Annotated in this window: 22 protein-coding genes and 3 pseudogenes; 15 read left to right on the top strand and 10 right to left on the bottom strand. The window is 67.8% G+C overall.

The features are described 5' to 3' along the window. Window positions 1–51: 51 nt before the first annotated feature. The 3 genes and pseudogenes from OIE69_RS00300 (at window position 52) to OIE69_RS00290 (ending at window position 3,058) form a co-directional block, all read left to right on the top strand. The gene (locus tag OIE69_RS00300; RefSeq protein WP_326569914.1) at window positions 52–903 is read left to right on the top strand and encodes a DUF6083 domain-containing protein; all 852 of its coding nucleotides are present in this window, start codon (window positions 52–54) and stop codon (window positions 901–903) included. A gap of 129 nt (window positions 904–1,032) precedes the next feature. Next, complete coding sequence (locus OIE69_RS00295; protein WP_326569913.1) at window positions 1,033–1,500, top strand: DnaB-like helicase N-terminal domain-containing protein; 468 nt, start codon at window positions 1,033–1,035, stop codon at window positions 1,498–1,500. A gap of 50 nt (window positions 1,501–1,550) precedes the next feature. Further along, window positions 1,551–3,058, top strand: a pseudogene (locus OIE69_RS00290) (UvrD-helicase domain-containing protein). A 30-nt stretch (window positions 3,059–3,088) separates the two neighbouring features. Here OIE69_RS00290 and ku read toward each other — a convergent pair. The 4 genes from ku to OIE69_RS00275 form a co-directional block, all read right to left on the bottom strand. Beyond that, on the bottom strand, window positions 3,089–3,847 hold the full coding sequence (ku, locus tag OIE69_RS00285) for a non-homologous end joining protein Ku (RefSeq protein ID WP_326569912.1): 759 nt from the start codon (window positions 3,845–3,847) through the stop codon (window positions 3,089–3,091). A gap of 177 nt (window positions 3,848–4,024) precedes the next feature. Continuing rightward, window positions 4,025–4,333, bottom strand: coding sequence for a DUF6233 domain-containing protein (locus tag OIE69_RS44660; protein WP_392567437.1), 309 nt, complete (start codon window positions 4,331–4,333; stop codon window positions 4,025–4,027). Window positions 4,334–4,446: 113 nt separating this feature from the next. Then, window positions 4,447–5,205, bottom strand: coding sequence for a DNA polymerase Y family protein (locus OIE69_RS00280; RefSeq protein ID WP_326569911.1), 759 nt, complete (start codon window positions 5,203–5,205; stop codon window positions 4,447–4,449). Next, complete coding sequence (locus OIE69_RS00275; protein ID WP_326569910.1) at window positions 5,132–5,470, bottom strand: hypothetical protein; 339 nt, start codon at window positions 5,468–5,470, stop codon at window positions 5,132–5,134. Before OIE69_RS00275 ends, OIE69_RS00280 begins: the two co-directional genes overlap by 74 nt. 588 nt (window positions 5,471–6,058) lie before the next feature. Here OIE69_RS00275 and OIE69_RS00270 point away from each other — a divergent pair. Continuing rightward, window positions 6,059–6,433, top strand: a complete 375-nt coding sequence (locus OIE69_RS00270; RefSeq protein WP_326569909.1) for a MerR family transcriptional regulator — start codon at window positions 6,059–6,061, stop codon at window positions 6,431–6,433. On the opposite strand, the gene OIE69_RS00265 is transcribed toward OIE69_RS00270, so the two are convergent. After that, complete coding sequence (locus OIE69_RS00265; protein WP_326569908.1) at window positions 6,403–7,197, bottom strand: alpha/beta fold hydrolase; 795 nt, start codon at window positions 7,195–7,197, stop codon at window positions 6,403–6,405. The genes OIE69_RS00270 and OIE69_RS00265 overlap by 31 nt on opposite strands. Window positions 7,198–7,237: 40 nt before the next feature. Further along, window positions 7,238–8,326, bottom strand: a complete 1,089-nt coding sequence (locus OIE69_RS00260) for an NADH:flavin oxidoreductase (protein ID WP_326569907.1) — start codon at window positions 8,324–8,326, stop codon at window positions 7,238–7,240. A gap of 499 nt (window positions 8,327–8,825) precedes the next feature. Here OIE69_RS00260 and OIE69_RS00255 point away from each other — a divergent pair, with 499 nt between their 5' ends. The 3 genes from OIE69_RS00255 to OIE69_RS00245 all read left to right on the top strand — a co-directional run bounded on the left by OIE69_RS00255 (window position 8,826) and on the right by OIE69_RS00245 (window position 11,091). Then, window positions 8,826–10,052 carry an MFS transporter gene (locus tag OIE69_RS00255; protein ID WP_326569906.1) on the top strand — a complete coding sequence of 409 codons (1,227 nt, stop codon included), beginning with the start codon at window positions 8,826–8,828 and terminating at the stop codon, window positions 10,050–10,052. A gap of 140 nt (window positions 10,053–10,192) precedes the next feature. Next, a complete protein-coding gene (locus OIE69_RS00250; protein ID WP_326569905.1) occupies window positions 10,193–10,894 on the top strand; it encodes a DsbA family oxidoreductase in 702 nt (233 codons plus the stop codon). Continuing rightward, entirely contained in the window at window positions 10,894–11,091 is a 198-nt protein-coding gene (locus OIE69_RS00245) for a hypothetical protein (RefSeq protein ID WP_326569904.1), read from the top strand. Before OIE69_RS00250 ends, OIE69_RS00245 begins: the two co-directional genes overlap by 1 nt. 33 nt (window positions 11,092–11,124) lie before the next feature. Here OIE69_RS00245 and OIE69_RS00240 read toward each other — a convergent pair. Further along, window positions 11,125–11,319 (bottom strand): annotated as a pseudogene (locus OIE69_RS00240) (IS3 family transposase); the annotation flags it as partial. Between the two features lie 500 nt (window positions 11,320–11,819). Here OIE69_RS00240 and OIE69_RS00235 point away from each other — a divergent pair. Beyond that, window positions 11,820–12,602 (top strand): alpha/beta fold hydrolase, encoded by a 783-nt coding sequence (locus OIE69_RS00235; RefSeq protein ID WP_326569903.1) that lies wholly within the window; start codon window positions 11,820–11,822, stop codon window positions 12,600–12,602. Beyond that, window positions 12,599–13,438: a GNAT family N-acetyltransferase gene (locus OIE69_RS00230; protein WP_326569902.1), complete on the top strand. Its 840-nt coding sequence runs from the start codon at window positions 12,599–12,601 to the stop codon at window positions 13,436–13,438. Before OIE69_RS00235 ends, OIE69_RS00230 begins: the two co-directional genes overlap by 4 nt. Window positions 13,439–13,888: 450 nt before the next feature. Here OIE69_RS00230 and OIE69_RS00220 read toward each other — a convergent pair whose 3' ends face one another. The 3 genes from OIE69_RS00220 to OIE69_RS00210 form a co-directional block, all read right to left on the bottom strand. Then, window positions 13,889–15,052 (bottom strand): citrate/2-methylcitrate synthase, encoded by a 1,164-nt coding sequence (locus OIE69_RS00220; RefSeq protein ID WP_326569901.1) that lies wholly within the window; start codon window positions 15,050–15,052, stop codon window positions 13,889–13,891. Between the two features lie 330 nt (window positions 15,053–15,382). Continuing rightward, window positions 15,383–16,114 (bottom strand): mycothiol-dependent nitroreductase Rv2466c family protein, encoded by a 732-nt coding sequence (locus OIE69_RS00215; RefSeq protein ID WP_326569900.1) that lies wholly within the window; start codon window positions 16,112–16,114, stop codon window positions 15,383–15,385. Between the two features lie 752 nt (window positions 16,115–16,866). Continuing rightward, window positions 16,867–17,106: a hypothetical protein gene (locus tag OIE69_RS00210; RefSeq protein WP_326569899.1), complete on the bottom strand. Its 240-nt coding sequence runs from the start codon at window positions 17,104–17,106 to the stop codon at window positions 16,867–16,869. A gap of 47 nt (window positions 17,107–17,153) precedes the next feature. Here OIE69_RS00210 and OIE69_RS00205 point away from each other — a divergent pair, with 47 nt between their 5' ends. The 6 genes and pseudogenes from OIE69_RS00205 to OIE69_RS00180 all read left to right on the top strand — a co-directional run bounded on the left by OIE69_RS00205 (window position 17,154) and on the right by OIE69_RS00180 (window position 21,424). Continuing rightward, complete coding sequence (locus tag OIE69_RS00205) at window positions 17,154–17,981, top strand: alpha/beta fold hydrolase (RefSeq protein ID WP_326569898.1); 828 nt, start codon at window positions 17,154–17,156, stop codon at window positions 17,979–17,981. Between the two features lie 107 nt (window positions 17,982–18,088). Further along, window positions 18,089–18,682, top strand: coding sequence for a TetR/AcrR family transcriptional regulator (locus OIE69_RS00200; protein WP_326569897.1), 594 nt, complete (start codon window positions 18,089–18,091; stop codon window positions 18,680–18,682). 81 nt (window positions 18,683–18,763) lie between these two features. Then, complete coding sequence (locus OIE69_RS00195; RefSeq protein ID WP_326569896.1) at window positions 18,764–19,555, top strand: SDR family NAD(P)-dependent oxidoreductase; 792 nt, start codon at window positions 18,764–18,766, stop codon at window positions 19,553–19,555. Window positions 19,556–19,606: 51 nt separating this feature from the next. Then, window positions 19,607–20,226 (top strand): annotated as a pseudogene (locus OIE69_RS00190) (IS5 family transposase); the annotation flags it as partial. A gap of 91 nt (window positions 20,227–20,317) precedes the next feature. Then, window positions 20,318–20,497: a rhodanese-like domain-containing protein gene (locus OIE69_RS00185; RefSeq protein ID WP_326569895.1), complete on the top strand. Its 180-nt coding sequence runs from the start codon at window positions 20,318–20,320 to the stop codon at window positions 20,495–20,497. Window positions 20,498–20,761: 264 nt separating this feature from the next. Further along, on the top strand, window positions 20,762–21,424 hold the full coding sequence (locus tag OIE69_RS00180; RefSeq protein ID WP_330294185.1) for a CatB-related O-acetyltransferase: 663 nt from the start codon (window positions 20,762–20,764) through the stop codon (window positions 21,422–21,424). The last annotated feature ends 68 nt before the right edge of the window (window positions 21,425–21,492 follow it).

The raw sequence follows: 21,492 nt of genomic DNA, 5'->3' as shown, positions 1-21,492 counted from the left end.
AGCGGCCTGGTCAGCCCAGTTGCAGGGTGTCGGCGGTCATCGTCTGCGGTCATGCGCTCGACGAACAACTCCTTCGCTGACGACGGCTGTGCCTGGGACGGCAGCCGCAAGAACTACCAGCCCCGCCGGGCGCTGCGTATTGACGCGGACAGTCCCAGCCGGTTGCTGCGGTCCGCGCAGGTCGGCCGGTGCGACGTTTGCGGGAACCGTGTGGAGTGGTACCAGCGCCCCGGCAGTACTCCTGTCCCGCTCCACCCCGAGGAACTGCCCGCCAGCACCGTCCCTGCAGGGGAGCGCTGGCACGTCTCCTCTGGCGCCGCACACGCCGGCCAGGACGGGAGTGCCTGGTGCCGGGTTCGGCACCACGCGGTGTGCCCGGCCGGCCCGGCGGGCAATCGCAGCCCGCTGCTGGCGGAGATGCGCCGGGCACTGGGTCTGACCTCGCGTCGGCTGCAGGACGCCGGCTTGTTCACGCCCCGTCCTGAGATGGAGTCGGCCCCTGCGCCGCCCTCCCTGCCGGTTCGGCCGGTGGTGTGTCTGCTCTACACCCGCTACCTCGCCCCCGGGCCTCTTGAGCATCTTCAGTGCGTGGCCCACACCCGCAGCCGCCGCCGCTGCCCTCTGCCGGTCCAGGACCCAGGTGCCCTGCCGGGTATGTGGCGCCTGGAGCCAGCGGATCCGCTCCTTGGCCCCGGCGGTGGCCGCCTGCCGCTCACGCAGGAACTGATGGCGGTCTACGACCTGACCGGACTGCCGTATGCCGAGCAGTTGCGCTGGCACAAGCAGCGCTGCTCCACGCACGCCGGCATCGGCGAGGCCGCGGACCACGCGCGGACCGAGTGGGAGCCCTTCGACCCGGTGCGCCACCGCCCATACGTCCGTGACCGGCTTCCCGATCCCTGACCCGCGCACAGGCAGGGACCGCCGCCTCCGCCCGTAGGCGCGGCCACCGGCATCCCGCTGCGGTCGACCCTGCTGCTCCGGCAACCTCGTAGCTGTCGACTCCGTTCTCCGCCCATCTGTGAGGCGCCCATGTCCAAGACCCTGATCGGCACTCCCGACCCTGATCAGCCGCCGTCCGAGCCTGTTCTTCGCGACGAGCACGCCGAGCGCATGGTCCTGGCGGCCGTGTTCCACCACTCGCAGCTGGTCCCGTATCTCGTGGCGGTCCTGCGACCGACGCATTTCAGCAGCCCGGCCTGCCGGGAGGTCTTCCTTGCCGCCGCCGCGGTCCACCGCCACAAGGAGCCCTGCACCCAGGCAGCTGTCACGGCCGAGCTCGAGCGCCATCAGCAAGCCGGCGCCGACCACTCTGGCGACGAGGCGAAGAAGGGCCTCGTCCACGACCTTGCTCGTGCTGCCGTCCCGGCGGAGCCGGTGGTGGTGCACTACGTGGCGATCGTGCGGGACCTGGCCGACCTGCGCCGCCACGCGGCCGTGCTCTCCGAGGGTTTGCCGCCTGTGCCGATGCGCGGCTTCCTCACCGACGACGACACCTGACCAACCCCGCGCACGTGTTGCGCCCTCACAGATCGATGAAGCTCAACGTGCTGAAGCCCACTGACGAACAGATCGCGGCCGCTGACGCCTTCGCCACCGGTGACCACCTGGTGATCCAGGCCGGTGCTGGCACGGGTAAGACCACCACCCTCACCCAGCTCGCGGCCAGTACCTCGCGCCGGGGCTTGTATGTGGCGTTCAACCGGTCCATCGCCCAGGATGCGGCCGGCCGCTTCCCCGGCACGGTGCTGTGCAAGACCGCACACTCCCTGGCCTACGCCGCCATCGGCCACCGTTACCGCGCTCGCCTGAACGGTCCCCGGCTGCCCGGTCGGCACACCGCCGATGCCCTGGGCATCACCAAGCCCATGCGCATCGGCAATCGCGTCGTGTGGCCGGCGACTTTGACCTCCACGGCGCAGCGCACCGTGACCCGGTTCTGCCAGTCTGCCGACCCCGTCATCGAGCGCCACCATGTGCCGCCGCTCCGTGGCCTGGACACCGCGGACCTGCACGCGGAGCTCGCCTGGCGCATCCTGCCCTACGCCCGCGCCGCCTGGGCCGACCTGCAGCACCCCGACACCGGAGCGGTCCGCTTCGAACACGACCACTACCTAAAAATCTGGGCCTGTCCGACCCGAAACTCCACACCGACTTCGTCCTCCTGGACGAAGCCCAGGACACCAACCCCGTCCTCGAGCAAGTCCTGCTCAACCAACGCGGCCACGCTCAGCTGGTCATGGTCGGCGACTCCGCGCAGGCCATCTACGGATGGCGTGGCGCCAAGGACGTCATGACCGGCTTCGACGGCACCGCCCTGTCCCTGACCCAGTCCTTCCGGTTCGGCCCCATCCTCGCGCTGGAGGCCAACCGGTGGCTGGCGATCGCCGACGCCCCGATCCGCCTGGAAGGCAGCCAGGCGATCCCCACCGAGGTCGGCAAGGTGACCCAGCCGGACGCGGTGCTGTGCCGCAGCAACATCGGCGCCATGGCGCAGATTTTCCGCTTTCTCGCCAAGGGCCGCAGGGTCGCGCTGGTCGGAGGAGGGGAAGCCCTGCGCGCTCTGGCGCTGGCGTCACGCGACCTGCAGGACGGGCGCCGTACCTCCCATCCCGAGCTGGTGCTGTTCACCTCCTGGGGCCAGTTGCAGGAGTACGCCGAACACGACCCTGCCGGCAGTGACCTGCAGCCCCTGGTCGACCTCGTCGACCACCACGGCACCGACGCCGTCCTGGCCGCGGTGGGCCGTCTCGTACCCGAGCAGGACGCACAGGTGACGATCTCCACCGCGCACAAATCCAAGGGCCGCGAGTGGCCCCAGGTCGAGATCGCCGACGATTTCTACCCGCCCAAGGACAGCGACGACAAGGACGAGCACGGAAACCCCCTGCCCGGCCCCATTGGCGACGCCGACGCCCGCCTCGCCTACGTCGCCGTCACCCGCGCACGCACCCGCCTCGACCTCGGCGGCCTGGAATGGATCCACGACCACCCCGACGGAAACCCACCGGCGTCACACTCCTGGCGAACCGGCGACCTGGTCGCTGTTGCAGGCTGAGCCGATTTACACGCGGCAGTTCTGTCTGCTTCAGCGCTTTCCTGTCGCACGGATGCTGGCCTCCAGCGCCGCCAACAGATCCACGGCCGGCGTCGGCTCTTCTGGCTCCTGCAGCCCGGCGCCGGTCATTTTGGCGGCCACCAGCTGCTCGAGCGCCGCTGCGTACTCGTCGTGGAGCTCGGCGATGTCGACCCCGGCAAGCTGGTCCATCAGCAGCTCGGCGAGCTCCAACTCCCTCTCCGTCACCGGGGCGGGGCTGGAGAGGTCGTCGGGCTCACGGATCTCCTGCGGCCACAGCAGCGTGTGGAGCACGAGCATCCCGCGCCGCGGCCTCAGTACCGCCAGCCGCTCCCGGGTGCGCAAGGTGACCTTGGCGACGGCGACCGTCCCATGCCGGGCCAGCGCCTCCACCAGGAGCGCATAGGGACGCTGTCCCTGCTCGCCGGCAGCCCCGACCCAGTACGGGCGGGCGTAGAGCACCGGGTCGACGTCGTGCTCGTCGACGAAGCCGAGGACGTCGACCGTACGCTTCGTGGGGAGGGGGAGCGCGTCAAGGTCCTCATCGAGGAGCACGACGGTGCGGCCGTCGGGACGCTCCCAGCCGCGCGCGATCTCCGACTGCGGGACCTCCACGTCCTCGCGCTCGCAGACCCTCCGGTGCCGGATGCGGGCCCCGTCACTCGCGTGGACCTGGTGGAATCCGGTGCCGTGCTCCTCGGTCGCGGAGTAGAGATGGACGGGGATGGTGACCAGGCCGAAGCTCACGTAACCGGTCCAGATCGCGCGCATACCGACAGCGTGAATGGCAGGGCGGTTCGGTGCGCGGTGGGCTACTCCGGCGCAGTGATCACGATGCGCCCGCGACAAGGCGTACTGGGATGCTGGTCTCCAGAGCGCTCTGGAGAGGGCTCCGGAGCATCCTGATACGGCGGGCTCGTTAAGCTCCGCCCTGGCTGGCAGACCCGTTCACCTTTCCAGCCGACGACAGTGGAACCGGATTGCATCCGGTTCCACTGGCTGGCAACGTTCCATCCGCGGAGTACTCGGTAACGGCCTGGTGGTCTGCAGGTTGGGGCTGCACAGCTCGCAGGCCCGTACGTCCCACCGGGCGGCCCATGTGGTGGCTTCGGTACCGGTGAGTGCCTGGCCGTCGTCGAGCCAGCAGTCCTGGCGGTGCAGGACATACCGGGGCGGCCGGCCGGCAGCGTTCGGAAGGCGCTGCAGGCGCCACCCCGGTGCGGGGCCCGATACCCACGGCTGATCGCCGGTCTCCACCTCGTAGATCTGCTCGCGGACCCGGTGCAGCTGCTACAGCAGATGGAACTCGGATCACGCGGAGGCGGGCGAGTTCGGTGGGCAGGTCGTCGTGCACGCGGCGCCGGCCAGGGTCAGGCGCTGCGGCGGCGGTGAGCGAGCGCGCCCCGGGTGACAGCGCCGGGCCCGAAGCGGGCATTGACCCGGTCGACGACCGGGTCCAGGCGCCGGCTGTTCTCCCGGCCGGCGTCGAGGCTGAGCTGCTGCGGTGCGCCTGCAGCGTCGACCAGGTGCTCGAGGCGGACCGAGACTCCCCGCACCCGGGCCCGTTCCAGCCCGAGACGTTCGAACACCGCCATCGCCGCGTCCCGCAGGTCGTCGGTGAACGCGCTCGGCTCGGACAGGGTCCGGGACCGGGACACGCTGCTGCCCCCGGCGAAGGACACACCGAGAGCGATGCCCCGGGCAACCTGACGGCGCTCGCGGAGCTGATCGGCAAGGTCCACCACGGCGTCGAGGATCTCGGTGCGCACCAGGTACGGGTCGATGGTGTCGCGGTCCAGGATCCGCTGGACGCTGATGCTCTGCGGCAACTCGGACGGGGTGACCGGGCGCGGGTCGATGCCTCGTGCCCGCTCGTGCAGCAGCCGCCCCTCCCGGCCGCCCAGGATCCGCTGGATGGTCTGCAGGGGCTGGCGGGCCAGTCGGCCCACCGTCGCCAGGCCGTACTGCTCGAGCGTCGCCGCCTGAACCGGCCCCACCCCGTACAGGTCACCGACCGGCAGAGGGTCGAGGAACGCGCGGACCGCCTGATGATGGTCAGGGACGACGCGGATGCCGCCACGGCCGGGATGCGCGGAGGCCACCGCCGCGACCGCCCAGGTGGCGGCCACACCGATCTGCACGGAACAGGCCGGCCGCCAGAGCCCGGGCCCGGATCCGCTGGGCCAGCTCGTACGGGGTGCGGTCCCAGTACCGCAAGGCGCCGGCGACGTTGGCGAGCGCCGCGGCCGGCGGCAGGGGCTGCACCACCGGGGTGACCTCACCCAGCATTCCCAGCAGCTCCGCGTACCCGGACTCGCGCACCGCGCGGTCCGCCCGCACGTGCAGGACGTGCGCGCCGAGCTCGGCGCGACGCGCCTCATCACGCGTGCTCACCGCTTCCACATCACTCATCGTACACTTGTTCTATTTCGGCGAACGTGGATACTCCGCCGCTGCGCGCGGTTGAATGCGCTCGGCCGGAACTAGGAAAAGGGCCCTTCCCTGAAGCCCGGCGGCGTCCGGCGCGATCAGCATCGCCGGCGGCCGGTCCTCCCGGTCACGCCGCTTTCGGCCCCTGCCGCCACTCGTCTTCCGGCCGGAGCGGATGCCGTCACCTCGACGGCGGCGCGGCACGCCAGCGTGAGACGTTCGGATTCGTCCTCGGCGTGAGCAAGGGGCCTGGTGGAGTCCAGTGCGATCCGGGCGAGGAGTCGGGTTACGGCTGACCCGCGCCGCCCCATGTAGGGCGTGCTTCGCGCATTCGGGGACAAGTGAAAGATGCGGGCGCCGCTGAAACGGCTGGAGTGGTAATTCAGCGCGCTCAACTTCCTATCGATCTTCGCGCGGCACGGTGACGGCCTGTCGGCCTGGTCGGTGCCACCAAAAAGATTTCTATCTGGCCATACTGCTTCCGCACTGTTGAACGCTATACTGATTGGGAAAGGTTCACATCTATGTGATTGCCGGTGGCATGGAGTGACGATGAGGATCAAGGAGCTTTCGGAACGGGTCGGGGTATCCACCCGCCTTTTGCGCTACTACGAAGAGCAGGGTCTTATCACCCCGCGTCGTGAAGAGAATGGCTATCGATGCTACGACGAGGCGGCTGTGGAGCGGGTTGAGCAGATTCGCGGTCTGCTTGGAGCCGGGTTGACCACGGAGATCATCCGGGAGGTTCTCCCATGCCTGGGTGCCGCAGCGTGCTCCCAGTATGACGACCCTGAGTTCGTTCGCCGGATCGCAGCAGAGCGAGACCGGTTGCGGGAACGCGTAACCATACTGATGCAGCACGTCAATGCTCTAGACGACTATCTGGGCGCTGTGTCTCAGGTTGCGCCATCCGTTGATGCCGCCTGACCGTGTAGGAAGTCCTCGAGTGCGCGATTGAACGTTGCCGGATCCTCCAGGTAGGGAAGATGTCCACTGTCGGGGAAGCGACTGATTGTTGCCTTTCTGGCGAGCGCGGTCAGCTGCTCGGTGGACGACGTGGGGACAAGCTGATCTCGCTCTCCCACGATCAGCTGCACAGGAATGGCCAGTCCGCGGAACTCCTCCGCCTGATCGACCCCGTCAACCTGGTGAAAGACTGCATTCACGTGTGCGGGATCGATGCGATCTGCTGACGCGAGAAATCCTCGCGCTATGCCGGCGTGTCCGGAGACCCCCATGCCTTCGAGCAGCAGCTGGGCCCATTCGCGTGCACCACCCGGGCTCAGGAGCAGATCATAGAGCTCGACGCGTTTTTCGTGCTCGCGCGGCGGAAGCTCCAAGTACCCGTTCACGATCGTCAGACGCCTGACACAGCGTGGCGATCGTGCCGCGAGCGTGATCCCCACTCTGGCACCCATCGCCAGTCCCACGACCGACACTTCGTTCACTCGAAGGTGATCGAGTAGGGCCTGTGCGGCGGCCGCGTACTGCCCGAACGGGACTGACGTTCCGGTGGATCGCCCGTGGCCGGGGAAGTCCAGGGTGATCACGCGGTGATGCTCCGCAAAGGCTCGGCGCTGGTGCAGCCAATTGTTCGCGTTGCCGCCCAGACCGTGGAGGAACAGGATTGCGTCGTCGGTGGCCCCTTCGTCGGTGTAGTGCAGGGTCTCCCCGAGCCAGCTCAGTTCCATCGCCGCGCTCCCTTCCCGCCGCGTACGGTCAGTCCGCTGCTCAGCGGCTGCCGGGTCGGACGAAGTCGCCCCAGCCGCGCAGATGGCTGATGAAACGCTCGCTCAGTCCACCTCTCCGCAGGAAGTCCGCGGGGACGGGGAGGACCGGGCTTTCGTGCTCGAAGTCCGACTCCACCAGAACGGGGCAGTTCCGCTCCAGGATGCCGGCCCGTCCGATCAGCACGAAGTCGCACCCTTCGTCCAGCAGCCGACCGGCGCGCTCCGCACTCCTGATGCGGCCTGCTGCGCCCAGGCGCACGCCCTTCCGTGGCAGATCGGCGAAGACGCTCAGCATCGTCCGGCCTCGGAACGCACCCTCCTGGACGATCTGGTTGTAGTCCCACAGGGCGAGATCCAGATAGTCGATCAACTCTCGATCGAGGATCTCCGCGGTCATCTCCCGAAGCTCCTCGATGCGCAGGCCGTACCGCTCGATCGACAGGCGCCATCCGATCTGGAAATCAGGTCCGCACTCCCGACGGATGCCCTCGATCACCTCGATGGTGAAACGTGCGCGATTCTCCAGGCTGCCGCCGTACTTGTCCGTCCGGTCGTTCAGTATCGGAGACATGAACTCCGACAGGATCCACCCGAAGGCGCCGTGGACCGCGACGCCGTCGAAACCGGCCTTCTCGGCCCTCTTCGCGCCTGCGATGAAGCTGTCACGGATGCGCTCCACTTCTGCGGTCGACAATGCGGAGATTCCGGGCAGCGTGTGACTGGAGGCGGGCGAGGGCACACCTCCGAAGTGCGGATTCGCGCGATGCCCCGCGTGGTGGAGCTGGACCGCCGACAAGCCGCCGCCCTCGCGGATGGAAGCAGCAACCTCCGCCAGCCCGGGCAGGTGCTTGTCGCTGAAGATGCCCGGCTGCCGAGCGCACGCAATTCCACTGGCCTCGACGATCGTCGCGCCCGTCTGGACCAGCCCGTATCCACCCTGGGCCAGCTGTCGCATCCACTCCTTGTCGAAATCGGAGAGGAAGCCTTCCGGCTCGCTCTGCTGACTCGTGAGCGGCGCCATCATGAACCGGTTTCGCATCGCAGGGCCATGCAGAAGCGCGAGCGGCTCGAAGAGGTCTGCAACGGTCACGGAAGATCTCCAGTTCAGTAGTGGTCGACCGGCGGATGGGTGCCGCCGGCTCGTCAGGAGGCGGGGCAGTGACGCGCGGCCCACCCTTACACCTTCACATCAATGTGAAGGCAAGTCGGTAAGCATGTGCTTTAAATTTCAAGCGTGTGACGTGCGTGGCGCCTTCTCGTGGCGGACCGCTCTGCCCACGTCGTAGGGCGGCGCCGGTGCAGTTCTGGGGTCGGGTGGTGTTCCGGCGTGGGGCCGGCGGGAGGACCGCAACCGCGCCGCCGGGGCCGCTCAGCTCTGGGGCAGGTGCGCGACGCCGGCCCGATCCGCATGCCCGCGGTCTAGGGATCGGCGGGAGAAGGCAGCCTCAGAGACCCCTGGCGGGCGCCTCCTGGGAGAGCCGCTCGCGGACAGATTTGCCTTCACATCACTGTCAAGGTTGCAGTATCGCCTTCGACGCCGCGATCGCGGTGCATCGAGACGTGGCAGATCGTCGATCTTCGGTTTCGACGTGCCAGAGAAAGAAGAAGAAGAAGTGACCAAGGTTCAGGACGCGATCTTGCAGGCACCGGAACGAGAACGCCTCCCCATCGGAGCTCTCATCGCGCTCTTCACGGCAGGCTTCATCACCACGCTCACCGAGGCCCTGCCGGCGGGGGTGCTCCCGCAGATGAGCCGTGCGCTCGGCGTTTCCGAGTCGGTAGCGGGACAGACGGTGACAATTTATGCCGTCGCTACGATGCTCACGGCGATCCCGGTGGCGGTCGCCACGACGAACTGGCCCAGACGGCATCTTCTCGTCGTCGCGCTCGTCGGGTTTCTCGTGGCCAACCTCGTCACAGCGCTCTCCGTCGACTACACGATCACGATGGTGGCGAGGTTCGTTGCCGGCGCAGCGTCCGGCGTGACATGGAGCATCCTCGGCGGCTATGCGCAGCGCATCACCCCGGACGCCCTGAAGGGCAGGGCCATGGCCTTCGCTTTCGCCGGCACGCCCGTCGCGCTCGCCCTGGGTGTTCCCGTCGGAGCGTTCCTCGGTCAGATCGTGGGCTGGCAGGTGACCTTCGGCCTCATGTCGGTGCTGACGGCGCTCCTCATAGCCTGGACGATGTGGAAGCTGCCGAACGTCCCCGGCCAGAAGGCCGCTGAGCGATTGCCTCTTGGTCACCTCCTCCGTATCCGAGGTCTTCGCACCATCCTGGTCGTCACGGGTGTGTACGTGCTCGCTCACACCATCCTCTACACGTACATCGCGCCCGTGCTGGCAGGAGTCGGGCTCGCGGACCAGGTGCAGTGGATTCTGCTCGCATTCGGCATCGCCTCGATCTTGAGTATCTGGCTCACCGGTGTGTTCGTCGACCGGCACCACCGGCGCCTCACCATCCTGAGCACTGTGTTCTTCGCCGTGGCCGCGGTCGCGCTGACTCTCTGGTCGGGGAACGTGGTCGTGGACTACGTCGCGGTGACGGCGTGGGGACTGGCGTTCGGCGGGGCCGCGACCCTGTTCCAGGGCGCACTGATGGCAGCGTCGCGCGAACACGCAGACGCCGCGCAGCCGCTGATGGTCACGATGTGGAACGGTGGAATCGGCCTCGGCGGCCTGATCGGCGGCATCCTCCTCGCCGGCTTCGGATCGGCGTCGCTCATGATCGCCGTCGCGGTCCTCGTCATCTTCACGGTCGTCGTCGTGATCCTCGCACGAACTCACGCCTTCCCCGGACCCAGCACAAAGCCTTGAGGGCATCGACGTATCGAGCTGAACGTTAGATAGAGCGGGACATGACAGCGCTTCTTCATGCACTTCACCGATGCTCGAGCTGATGACTCCCGACGTGTGCAATCGGTGCGGACCGCACTGCGAAAATAAGGAAGAAAGTTATGGCAGGAAATGAGGACGTTGACTCCATGTCAGCACCTGCGGCGGCAGCAGGGATCGATCCGATCCGAGTCGACGTATGGTCGGACATCGCTTGCCCCTGGTGCTACATCGGTAAGCGAAAGTTTGAAAAAGCTATGACCGTAACCGGAATCCCGGTGGAGATCGAGTACCACGCGTATGAACTCGCGCCGGATCTCCCGGAGGAGTTCGAGGGAAGCGAACAGGACTACCTCGAGATCCGCGGATTCACGGCCGATCAGGTTCAGCCGCTGCTGGCCAGGATCGTTGCCGCGGCAAAGGCTGTCGGACTGGACTTCGATTACGACATCCTCCGGCACACGAACATGCTGAAGGGACATCAGCTGATCCGGTGGGCCAAAGCGGAGGGGCGCCAGCTCGACATGGTCGAGCGGATTCTCGCGGCTCACTTCGAGGAGGGGCGGCACGTCGGCCGGGACAAGGATCTGGCCGAGCTCGCCGCCGAGATAGGACTCGACCGCGAGAAGGCGCTCAGCGCACTCGAGGAGGGCCGGTATGCCGACGATGTGCGGGCGGACGAAGCCCGCGCGCGACAACTCGGGATCCAGAGTGTTCCGTTCTACGTGTTCGAGAACGCCTACGGAGTCGCGGGAGCACAGGATCCGGCGACGTTCGCCGACATTCTGCGCCAGCTCGCCGAGAAGAAGCGGGAGGCCGCTTGATGACCGAGGAAGAGCCGAGCCCGATCGCCCAGCGGACGGTACCGGTGGCCACTACGGGCATCGACGGCACGTGCACGACGCCAGAGGAAGACTCGAGCCCGCTCGTCAGGCTGACGGTGCCGGCGGCCGCTACTTGCATCGACGGTGTGTGCACGATCCCCGACGTCACTGATCACTCGGAGGATCAGCCAGCCTGAACCTGCCAAAAGGATCAAGGCAGGTAGGTCGTTCTAACGTTGTGCCGGGATCAGTGGGCCGTCTGGTGGCGGCTTGTTGATCCAGGCCGTTGCGGGGAGCTTCGGCGGCTCGGGAGGCTTGCAGATGAAGCGCTCGGGGTGCTTGGCGTAGGCGGCCTGGAGGACGTCGGCACGCATCTCGCGGAGCTGTTCGGCGAGGCCGAAGTGCACGTCATAGGGGGTGGGGAGGCAACTTCGGGGCGGCGACGTCCTCCTCGATGACGGCGTGGTCGGGCAGGAGGCCGGCGACAGCCTGTGCGGATCGCGCCCGCGGCTGACGCCGTGGGCGCGGGCGAGGGCCGCGATGGAGCGGCCTTCCAGGTACGCGGTGCGGACGGTGTCGGTCTTCGCGGCCGTCATGGTGGGGCGGCGTCCGTCCTTGCTTCCCTTGGCCTCGGCGGCGCGCAGCCGCTGCGGTGGCGTCCCCCTCGCGGTCCCCCGCCACGAGGGGGGACGCACCTACGCGCCGCCTGATCCGCACCGGCAGCTGCGACCAGCCCCCACCGGGAGCGCCAGTCCGAGAAACATCGTCGGCCGGTCGGACTTTCCCGCCAGCCACCGCATCGTGCAGGTATGACCGGCACCACCATTGAGGAACGACACATGAATCCGCTGTCCCCAGGCCACCACGTCATCGAGGTCGACGGGATCCCCCAGGAGTACGAGGTCCGCGGGCAGGGGCCCGCGGTATGCCTAGCGCTGAGCGGGGGTCCCGGGTCGACGACGGCTACCTGCGGTTCCCGCTGCTGGAGGAGGATGTCACGATGGTCTACCCGACGCAGGTCGGGACGACCGCCGAGAGCAGGCTTCCGAGCCACCCCGACGGGTACACCTTGGACGTCTACGCCCGCTTCATCCACGCCGTCGTGGAGCACCTCGGCCTCCCCCGGGTACATCTGCTCGGCCACTCCGCGGGCGGTTTCGCCCAGCGGTACGCCCTGACGTACCCCGAGCGGCTGGCTGGGCTGGTCCTCTACGACTCCCTGGCGCACAACACGGAGGAGCTGGCCAAGGAGGCCACCGCCCGACTGGCGGAGTTCGCGGACCGCTTCGCGGGCGACCCGCGGGTGGCGCCCGTCCTCGCGGCCTGGGCGGACGACACCGTCGCGGACACCGACGAAGCCCGGACCGAGCACCTGCGTGCCCTGCTCCCTGCCTACTTCGCGGACTACTGGGGCCGCGAGGACGAGTTCGCGCGGCTGCCCGGGCTGAGGGTCACCCACGTGACCGGCGGCGCCTTCGACCACCGCGGACGCCTGGGCGCCGTCATGACGCCCACGCTGGTGGTGGTCGGAGCGTACGACTTCATCTGTGGCCCCCGGTGGGCGCGGGCGATGGACGACGAGCTCCCGCACTCCACCGTGGTAACCCTGGAAAACAGCGGTCATTTCGGGCACATCGAGCAGCCGGAGGATTTCGCCGCCGCTGTACTCGGCTTCGTGCGGAGCGTGAAGAGCGGAGGACGACGATGACGACTGTGCCGTTCGGGCTGGCAGAGCGCACGGAGATCGAGGCGTACGGGGACTTCGCGGCGGGCGCGCCGGGCTCCGCGGCGGAACGGCTGGGGGCCGCCGCCCTGCGGATCGGGCCCGCGCTGGCCCTCTGCGTCCGGGAGGACCCCAGCGGCTTCTTCAACCGGGCCGGAGGATTCGCAGACGACGTGCCCGTCGGCGCCGACGTGCTCACCCGCGTCCGGGACTTCTACCGCGAGCAGGGCCTGCGGCAGGGCTCGATGATGATCGCGCCCGCGCTCCTGCCGGAGGACTGGCCCGCCGTCGCCGAGAGGCTGGCGCTCACGGCGGGGAGCTCGTTCGTCAAGCTCGGGTGGGACCTCGCCGCCGGGACGCCAGCGCCCGACGGGCTCCCGCCCCTGGACGCGGGGCTGCGTGTCGGCCTGGTCGAGCCGCGCCAGGCGAAGGAGTGGGCCACCGTCATGATGACCACCTTCGGCTTCGGCGCACCGGACATGATCGAGCTGGCCGCGTCCTGCGTTGGCCGACCGCACTGGCGGCAGTACGCGGTCCGCGACGGCGAGCAGATCGTCGCGGTCGGAAGCGTCTACCTGAACGGAGACTGCGCCGACATGTTCGGCGGCGCCACGCTGCCCGAGGCCCGGGGCCGGGGTGCCCAGTCCGCGCTGCTCCTCGCCCGGGCGGCCGCGGCCCGCGAGGCCGGCTGCCGGTGGCTGGTCGCCGAGACGGGCGCGGAGCGGGGAGGCGAACGAAACACCTCGCTGCGCAACATGCTGCGAACCGGTTTCGAGCCCCTCTACGAACGGGTCACCTGGGTCTGGCGCGAAGAGGCTTGAGCGCGGGCCGGTGGCGGTCTGTGCGGGTGGCGCCCGCAAGCGCCCGCACAGACCCGGGCGCCCCCAGCCCCCCGTCCCGCCGCCCCCTCCGCACGCTTCAGCGAACGGGTCGGCGGGGGTGCAGCCGCCTGGCCGCCGTCCAGGAAGTACGCCCATGTCACGCCGGGCGGGCAGTGGTACGGGTCCTCCGGCGGGTTGAGCATCGCGTCCTCCCAGACGACCACGTCACCGCCGGGGCGCGGGCAAGACGAGGCTCCTCAACCATTTCCTGGGGGGAGCGCAGGGGCACCAGGATCGGCGTGGCCGTCAGGGACTTCGGGGCCGTGGAGATCGACGCCATGACGGTCGCCGACAGGTCGGCTCGCCGATGGTGCCGGTCGGCAACGGCAGCGTGTGCTGCGCGGTCGACGCGAGCGACCCCGACGTCGTAGTCGCGACCCCGCTCCCTCCTCACACCGCCGGTAGGGGCTGCGGCGGCGTCTCGCCCACGTACCGCGCGCCCGGACGGATGATCTTCGGATCGGCGGCCTGTTCCAGGATATTGGCGCTCCAGCCGACGACCCTGGCGACCGCGAACGTCGGCGTGAACATGGCCCGCGGCAGGCCGCACTGCTCCATGACGACGCCGGCGTAGAATTCGACGTTGGAGTGCAACTCGCGGCCCGGCTTGAGTTCGGCGAGGATCGCCTCCACGCGTTCCTCGACCCGCACGGCGAAGTCGATGAGCGGTCCGCCGAACGCCAGACCTGTGCTGCGCAGCATCCGGGAGCGCGGGTCCTCGGTGCGGTAGACCGCGTGTCCGAAGCCCATGATTCGCTCGCCCGCGAGGACCCGCTCCCTGATCCACGGGTCGATCCGGTCGACGGTGCCGATCGCGTCGAGGGTGTCGAGCGCGCGGGCCGGCGCGCCGCCGTGGAGCGGGCCCGAGAACGCGCCGACCGCGCCGACGAGGCAGGCCACCAGATCGGCGCCGGTGGACGCGATCACCCGCGCGGTGAACGTCGACGGGTTGAAGCCGTGGTCCACCGTCGCCACCAGGTACTGCTCGATCGCTCGCGCATGCACTGGGTCCGGCTCCGAACCGGTCATCATGTACAGGTAGTTGGCGGCGTGTCCGAGGTCGTCGCGCGGCGCGAGCGGCTCCTGGCCACGGCCGATCCGGTGCAGCGCCGTCAGGATGGTCGGCACGACGGCAGAGGCGGCGAGCGCGTCCTCGGCGCGGCGTGCCGGATCAGTGTCGTACAGCGGGCCCAGGCCCGTGGCGGAGCCGTACAGCGACAGCGCGGTGCGCAGTCCGGCGAGCGGGCCGGCCGCGGCGGTCGCCCGGGCGATCGCCGGCAGCGCCTCAGCGACCTCGTCCGGCAGGTGGCGCAGTGCGGCGACGCGGGCGGCGAAGGCGGCCGAGCGCTCCGCGTCGGGCAGCGTCCCGTGGAACATCAGGTGCCAGACGTCCTCGAAGCTCCGGCTCGCCGCCAGTTCGATCGCGGAGTACTGGCGGTAGTGGTAGAAGCCCTCGGTTCCCCGCACGTCCCCGAGTGCGGTATCGGTGACGACGACGCCCGCCAGTCCTCGCGGTACCTCGACGGCCGCCTGCCGCGGCCTGGTGTCGGACATGATCTCTCCTTCTCGATGTGACTATGGCTGCCCATGGTTGAGGGTGCCGGGCAGCCCGGCCGAGGGGCACGGCTGACCGTGTGCGAGGCCGCGCGAAGGCTCGGAGCGAAGCCGAAGCCCCGCCTAACTGGTGGCTTGACTCCCGGTAGCCCGCTGGTCGTGGTTGCCGTGCTCGCCGACCTAGTCGCATGGCCGGACAACACGTTGACCGTTTTGTCTCCGGCCACGCGATGGGTTGCTCCGACCACATCGCGCGACCGCGACACGTAGTGGATCGTTTTCCAACCTGCGACGGGAGCCGCCGGCTGCCGGGGGAGCGCCCTGGCAGAGCTACTTCTTGAGTCTGCGGCTTCCGGCGTGCCAGTCCTCGGTCTTGCCCGTCTCCTGCGCTGTTACGCCGAACGACGGTAGCTGCGGACGCTCGCGCAGGCTGCGCTTGAGTTCGGCGAAGCCGGGGAACCGGGCGAGGCCGATGACGTGATCCCACAGCACCCCTGCCTGTTCCTCGTCAGGCAGTCGGCTGATCACCGGTCCGAAGAAGGCGATGCCCTCCGGCGGCTCGAAGTGCACAATCGGCGTGCCGACATCCTTGCCCGTCAGCGACAGCGCCTCGTCGGACTCGGCCTGGATCTCGGCATCTCGGGTCGTGTCGTCGAGTGCGTCGACGAGCGAGGTCGGCAGGTTGGCTTCGGCGAGGGCGTCGGCGGCGAGGTCGGGGGTGCCTTGCCAGCCGGGGGCCCGGCCCTCGTCGGGTCCGGCCTCCATGATGCGCGCGCCGTAGGCCGCGTAGAGCGGGCCGATCGCCTCGCGTCCGTGCTTCTCTCGGGCCGCAGAGGCCACTCGCAGGAGCCGCAGGCCCGCGGTGTGCTGGGCGTGGTACTCCTCAGGGAAGTGGGTGTCGTAGTCGATGTGCGAGTTGATCAGACGCAGTGAGATGAACCGCCAGTCGACGGTGTAGTGGCGCTGTGCCTGGACGATCCGGATCCACTTGCTCGTCATCCACGCGAACGGACAGATGGGGTCGAAATAGAAGTTGATGTCGGCGTTCTTTGTCGAAGTCATGTTCATGTCACAATCCTGGGTCGACTGGCTTCGCGATCAGGGGCAGGAGTGGCAAACGCTCCACGGACGAGGTCCTTGGAACGTCCATCTGGGTAGTGGTCACGACGGCTGTCCTTCGTGATCAGAGCCTCGGAGAGGTGGCCTCGGGCTCACATCGAGCCTCCGCAAGCGCGGCGACTCGACTAGGCTCCAACCTTGACATCAGTGTGAAAGCAAGTCGCTTAGCGCAGAGCTTCGCCTCAGCTCATGCAGGCGGCTGATGAACGAGCAAGCGAGCGGTTCGGTTCGAGCTGGGGAAAGCGGCGAGGGCTGGGACTCCGCACCCAGCCGCGCCCAGGGCGTCCTCGCGCGCGGTGTGGGCAGTTGCCAGTCGAGAGGCGCAGCCCACAGCGCAATCCGAACCCTCGGTAAAGGGCGATGGCGGCGGTCTGTCTGAACCGCGCGGCTGGCTGCTCGGGGGCAAGGGTGGTTTCGCGGTGACCGTCGCCGACACGAGTGTCAGGCATCCCACCGCCACCGCGAAGCGCTTCTGTCCCCAGGGAACAGCAGTACGTGAGACGCCTCGGCGGTCGGGCGAAACGAGCGACCGGCCGTACGCAGGACCTGGTGACAGAAGAACACACCGCTGCGGCACATTGGGGTACCGGCAAGAGCCGAGCCGCAGACGGCAGTGATCAGTCTTCGGACCTGGAGTGTCGGGGCAGTTCCAGCGCACTCGCCGTTCAGCGAGTGCGAGGCGACCGCCCTTCAGATCAGGCACGCAGTTGTGGATCGTTCCTGGAGACGCCGAGGAGCTTCGCGATCGAGGTGACGGTGTTCTCCGGTCCGGTCGGACAAGCAGGTCGCGAGCGTGGCACTACCGCTTCTCCGTCCTCGCAGGCCGGCCCGCGGCGGATGCCGCGGGCCCGGGCGGTATCCAGGCCCTCGTTTGGTGCCTGAACGATGAGTTCACGCGATCCGGCCGCGCGCCGCCGCTTATCGATCTTGCTCATCAAGCGGTCGATAGACGAACGTTGCCCAGCGGTGAGCAAGACTGAACATGTTGTATGGTCATTGCGTATGGGGTCTGTTGACCGATTCTGCGCCGTGGGGCGTGCGCGGCAAGGCCTGCTTGAGGAGATGTGCTGTGAATGCGAGTGCGAGTCGCCCGACGTTCCTGTTGGTGCCGGGGGGCCACCACGGGCCGTGGGTATGGGAGCGGCTGCAGCAAGTTCTTGAGAGCGATGGCTGGTCCACGCGAGCGGTGAGCCTCGTGAGTGCGGTGGAGGACCCGTCGGCAGTCGAGCCGCTGCCGGGCATGCATGACGACGCCAAAGTGATCAAGCGGGCCCTGGAGGCGATAGCCGGCCCGGTGATCGTTGTGGCGCACTCCTATGGCGGGGTACCGGTCACTGAGGCGATCGCCGGGGCTTCCAATGTCGTGCACGCCGTGTACGTGGCGGCCTACATGCTTGACGTCGGCGAGGGCATGTTCCAGATGCACGGCGTGCCGGCCCCCGACTCGCTGATCGGCCTGCGTCCGCCGGAGAACCCCGATCTGAATCTTCCCGCAGGCTTCTATGACGGTGACGCCTCGAATCCGGAGACGGTGGAGGCGATGGCGAGACTCGTCCCGCAGACCGTGCGTGCCGACTTCGAGACGGTGACGCAGGCGGGCTGGAAAACCGTGCCCAACAGCTATGTGATCCCGGACTACGACGTGTCCACCGTCGCTGCGGTCGAGGAAGACATGGCGAAACGTGCCGATGCCGTGTACCGCGTCCCTGGTCACCACGCGCCCTTCTACTCCCACCCCCGCGAATTCGCAGACGTTCTGACGAAGATCGCGACGAACACGGCGACCGTCAGGCCGGTGCAGGATGCATGAGAGCCGCGCGGAGCGAGGCCTTCCCTCTCCCTGTACGTAATCCCACACTGACGAACGGAAGGTGCCCGTTGCGATCCGTTACGCGACGCAGGTCCACCCACCATGCGGTGCAAGCAGAGGCGACCGAGGCTCGCCTGCTGTCGGCGGTGACTGAGCTCCTTGATGCAGGCGAGCCCTTCACGGCGATCAGCGTGCAACGCATCATCGACGAGGCTGGCGTCTCACGAGCCACCTTCTATGCACACTTCCGCGGAAAGTCAGACATTCTAGCGCGCCTGTCCGCTCAACTGCGTGAGTCGCTACTGGCGCTGGCCCGCCAGTGGGATCCAGCCGTCGCAGAGGACGGAGCAGACCGGTTTACCCGGTTCTTCGAAGAAGTGATCGTTGTTCACCGTACCCATCGCAGCCTGATCACCGCGATCCGTGAGGTGGCGGCCTACGACCCAGAGGTGAGCGACTTCTACACAGCCGACCTCGAAGGGTTTGACGAGCACGTGCTGGAGACGCTGCTGGCCGAGCAGGATGCAGGATCAACGTCACCCGATCTCGATGCTGTGGCCGCGAGCCGGATCATCGTGTGGGGAGGCGGACAGGCGATCGCCCACCACATCAGCGTCGACGACGGAAGCGGCGACGCCTCATTCGCCCGTGAGCTCGCCAGGATCTGGTGGTACGGCGCCTACCGCCGTCCTGCGGAGTGACGCGTGTCACGAATGCGAGCGCGAAAGAGTACTCCCTCTGAGGCCCTGAATGCCTTATTCGACGTGTAAAAGGACACAACAATGACGAACAACGCACTCGATGGTCTGCCCACTCACCCGCTGGCCGGCAAGACGGCGGTGGTCACCGGCGGTGGGCGGGGAATAGGAGCGAGCACGGCTCTCCTCCTCGCCCGTGCGGGTGCGCGGCTCGCGCTGGTCGGCCGCCGCGAAGAGTCGATGAAGGCGCTAGCGGACAGTTTGCCCGATACCACGGTGGTGATTCCGGCAGACCTGTCCCGGCCTGAGGCTCCCGAGGCAGTCTGGGAGGCTCTTATCGCACAGCTTGGCCAGGTCGACGTACTCGTCAACAACGCCGGTCAGTTGGGCAGCTTGACGCCTGCTCAGGATATGACGGCCGAGGAAGCCGACGCGCTGTGGGCACTCAATACGCGCGCACCTTTGCTGTTGGGCGCGAAAGCTGCCGCGCACATGGCCTCGGTCGGCGGCGGGAGCATCGTCAACGTGACCTCCGCGGTGGGAAGCGACCGGAGCATGGCGAATGTAAGCCTGTACGCCACCACTAAGGGCGCGGTGGACGCCCTCACGCTCGCGCTGGCTGCAGAATGGGGTACCGCGAACGTACGGGTCAACGCGGTCAGGCCTGCCGTAGCCCGTACCGACTTCTCCCGCGCTGTCACGGAGAATCCGGCGCTGGAGGAGATGCTGACGAAGGAATACGTCCTTGGGCGGCTCGGCGAGCCGGAGGACATCGCGCAGGCCATCCTCTTCTTCGCCAGTCCTGCCAGTTCCTACGTGACCGGTCAGCTGCTCAGCGTTGATGGAGGGTGGGGCTCCGTCCACGCACGCGGGTGACGCACGGCCTGCCCGCAAAGGCCGGCACACAGTGCAGCGTCACGTGACGGTGGGCGGCCGTGGCGAGATCATCGGCAGGTGGTCAACTGAGTGCTGTGGCGGTTGCGTACGAGTGCTCCGTGGCGGGATTTGCCGGAGCGCTACGGGCCCTGGCAGACCGTCGAGCGGTTTGTGCGCTCGGAGACGGACGGGACCTGGGCCCGGCTGCTGGAGCACGTCCACATTCGCGACGACGCGGTGGGCACGGTGCAGTGGACCGTGTCCGTCGACTCCACGATCAACCGTGCGCACCAGCCCGCCGCCGGCGCCCGCAGAAGGGGACGAACTGGCGGATCCGCAACGGCGCGGCAGGTACTCGGCCGGTCCGGAGGCGGACTGACCACCAAGGTCCACCTCGCGGTCGACGGACGCGGCCTGCCCCTGTCGAGATCGTGCTCACCGCAGGCAACGCCCACGGGGGTCGGCCGCGCACCCGCCCGCCCCGCGTGGTGGCAGACAAGGCTTATTCGTCAAGGGCGATCCGTGCCTGGTGCCGACGGCACCACATAGGCATTCGCATACTGGTATCTCAAGGTATACGGGCACGAGGACATACGACTGCTCGATGGCGGCCGCAAGAAACGGGAACTCGACAACCGAGAACCGGTGCAGGAAGGGGCTACCCGCCAGCCCACCGCGTACAAGGCATCAGCTCCGAAACCATCTATGCGTGCCCTGCGAGATGACGTCCTAGCGGCCATCGGTTCACTCAATCTTGTGGACGTGGGTTCGCCCGAGGAGCTCTCGGGCAAAATCAGTGCCCCCGCCCACCAGGAGGCAGCCCTGCAGCGAGAACACATCCCCACCACAGTGAATGTGCCATGGTCCAAGGCCGCCAACGACGACGGCACCTTCCGCTCCGATGACGAGTTCGTCGGACTGTACGGAATTCTCGAACTTTGATCCAAGAACCTGCGCAACTACGACGGATCGTGGGCCGAACACGGCTCCTCGTGGGTATTCCCATCACACTGCCGACCGCAGACGAAACCTGATCCGCTCCGTCTTGGCCTCATCCGGCTCGGCGAACGTCAGCCGAATGGGGAACAGGGACTGCCCGCCACCGCACGCCGCGTGGTGAGCCCCTGATGCACACCGACACAGTCACCAAGGATGGTCCACAGCATGACCACGTTCCCCGATCCCGCAAACGCCCGCATCCCTGGCATGATAAAGAGCGAGCGGCGCCCCGGATTGGTCGAAGCAGCCGAAGACGTCACTGTCTTCCTCAAGCCGCTCATCAAGTCGCCCAGGATCGAGGTCGGTGAATTCACCTACTACAACGACACCGAAAACGCCGCCGGCTTCGAGGACAACAACGTTCTCTATGCGTATGGACCGGAAAGACTGGTCATCGGCAAATTCTGCTGCCTGGCCATGGGGACGAAGTTCATCATGTCGCCGGGAACGGACTACCACATGCCCGGTGGCACCACCTCATACCCCTTCTTCATCTTCGGCGGATCGTGGCTCGAGAAGACGGCCGACTTGCTGCCCAATCTGCCTAGCAAGGGCGACATCGTCGTAGGCAACGATGTGTGGATCGGTCGTGAAGCCGTCATCATGCCCGGCGTCACCATCGGTGATGGTGCAGTCATCGGAGCGCGGTCCCTGGTCACCAGCGATGTCGCACCTTACAGCGTGGTCGGAGGCAACCCCGCGAAAGAGATCAAGAAGCGGCTGCCAGACGAGGACATCGACCGCATGCTGCGCATCGCCTGGTGGAACTGGCCTGCCGAGGACATCACTGAGCACGTTCGCACCATCTGGTCTGCAACCCCGTCGGATCTGGAGGAGCTGGCCAAGAAGATCGGCCATCTGGGCGGCTGACCAAATGGCCGTCTCGCAGAGAGACGGGAATCCTCAGCGGAGCTGCCTGAAGCACGAGTTGCGTTTTG

The organism is Actinacidiphila glaucinigra, assembly GCF_035918135.1.
Taxonomy (GTDB): domain Bacteria; phylum Actinomycetota; class Actinomycetes; order Streptomycetales; family Streptomycetaceae; genus Actinacidiphila; species Actinacidiphila glaucinigra.
The sequence above is the reverse complement of the archived record's forward strand: the minus strand, read 5'-3'. Positions and strand labels throughout refer to the sequence as shown.

Bases quoted from the DNA above. Each gene is read 5' to 3' on its own strand.
- OIE69_RS00230 (WP_326569902.1), top strand. From the start codon at position 12,599: ATGACGACTGTGCCGTTCGGGCTGGCAGAGCGCACGGAGATCGAGGCG.
- OIE69_RS00295 (WP_326569913.1), top strand. From the start codon at position 1,033: ATGTCCAAGACCCTGATCGGCACTCCCGACCCTGATCAGCCGCCGTCC.
- OIE69_RS00210 (WP_326569899.1), bottom strand. From the start codon at position 17,106: ATGAGCAAGATCGATAAGCGGCGGCGCGCGGCCGGATCGCGTGAACTC.
- OIE69_RS00215 (WP_326569900.1), bottom strand. From the start codon at position 16,114: ATGACTTCGACAAAGAACGCCGACATCAACTTCTATTTCGACCCCATC.
- OIE69_RS00250 (WP_326569905.1), top strand. From the start codon at position 10,193: ATGGCAGGAAATGAGGACGTTGACTCCATGTCAGCACCTGCGGCGGCA.
- OIE69_RS00235 (WP_326569903.1), top strand. From the start codon at position 11,820: ATGCCTAGCGCTGAGCGGGGGTCCCGGGTCGACGACGGCTACCTGCGG.
- OIE69_RS00195 (WP_326569896.1), top strand. From the start codon at position 18,764: ATGACGAACAACGCACTCGATGGTCTGCCCACTCACCCGCTGGCCGGC.
- OIE69_RS00300 (WP_326569914.1), top strand. From the start codon at position 52: ATGCGCTCGACGAACAACTCCTTCGCTGACGACGGCTGTGCCTGGGAC.
- OIE69_RS00220 (WP_326569901.1), bottom strand. From the start codon at position 15,052: ATGTCCGACACCAGGCCGCGGCAGGCGGCCGTCGAGGTACCGCGAGGA.
- ku (WP_326569912.1), bottom strand. From the start codon at position 3,847: ATGCGCGCGATCTGGACCGGTTACGTGAGCTTCGGCCTGGTCACCATC.
- OIE69_RS00205 (WP_326569898.1), top strand. From the start codon at position 17,154: ATGTTGTATGGTCATTGCGTATGGGGTCTGTTGACCGATTCTGCGCCG.
- OIE69_RS00180 (WP_330294185.1), top strand. From the start codon at position 20,762: ATGATAAAGAGCGAGCGGCGCCCCGGATTGGTCGAAGCAGCCGAAGAC.
- OIE69_RS00265 (WP_326569908.1), bottom strand. From the start codon at position 7,197: ATGGAACTGAGCTGGCTCGGGGAGACCCTGCACTACACCGACGAAGGG.
- OIE69_RS00245 (WP_326569904.1), top strand. From the start codon at position 10,894: ATGACCGAGGAAGAGCCGAGCCCGATCGCCCAGCGGACGGTACCGGTG.
- OIE69_RS00270 (WP_326569909.1), top strand. From the start codon at position 6,059: ATGAGGATCAAGGAGCTTTCGGAACGGGTCGGGGTATCCACCCGCCTT.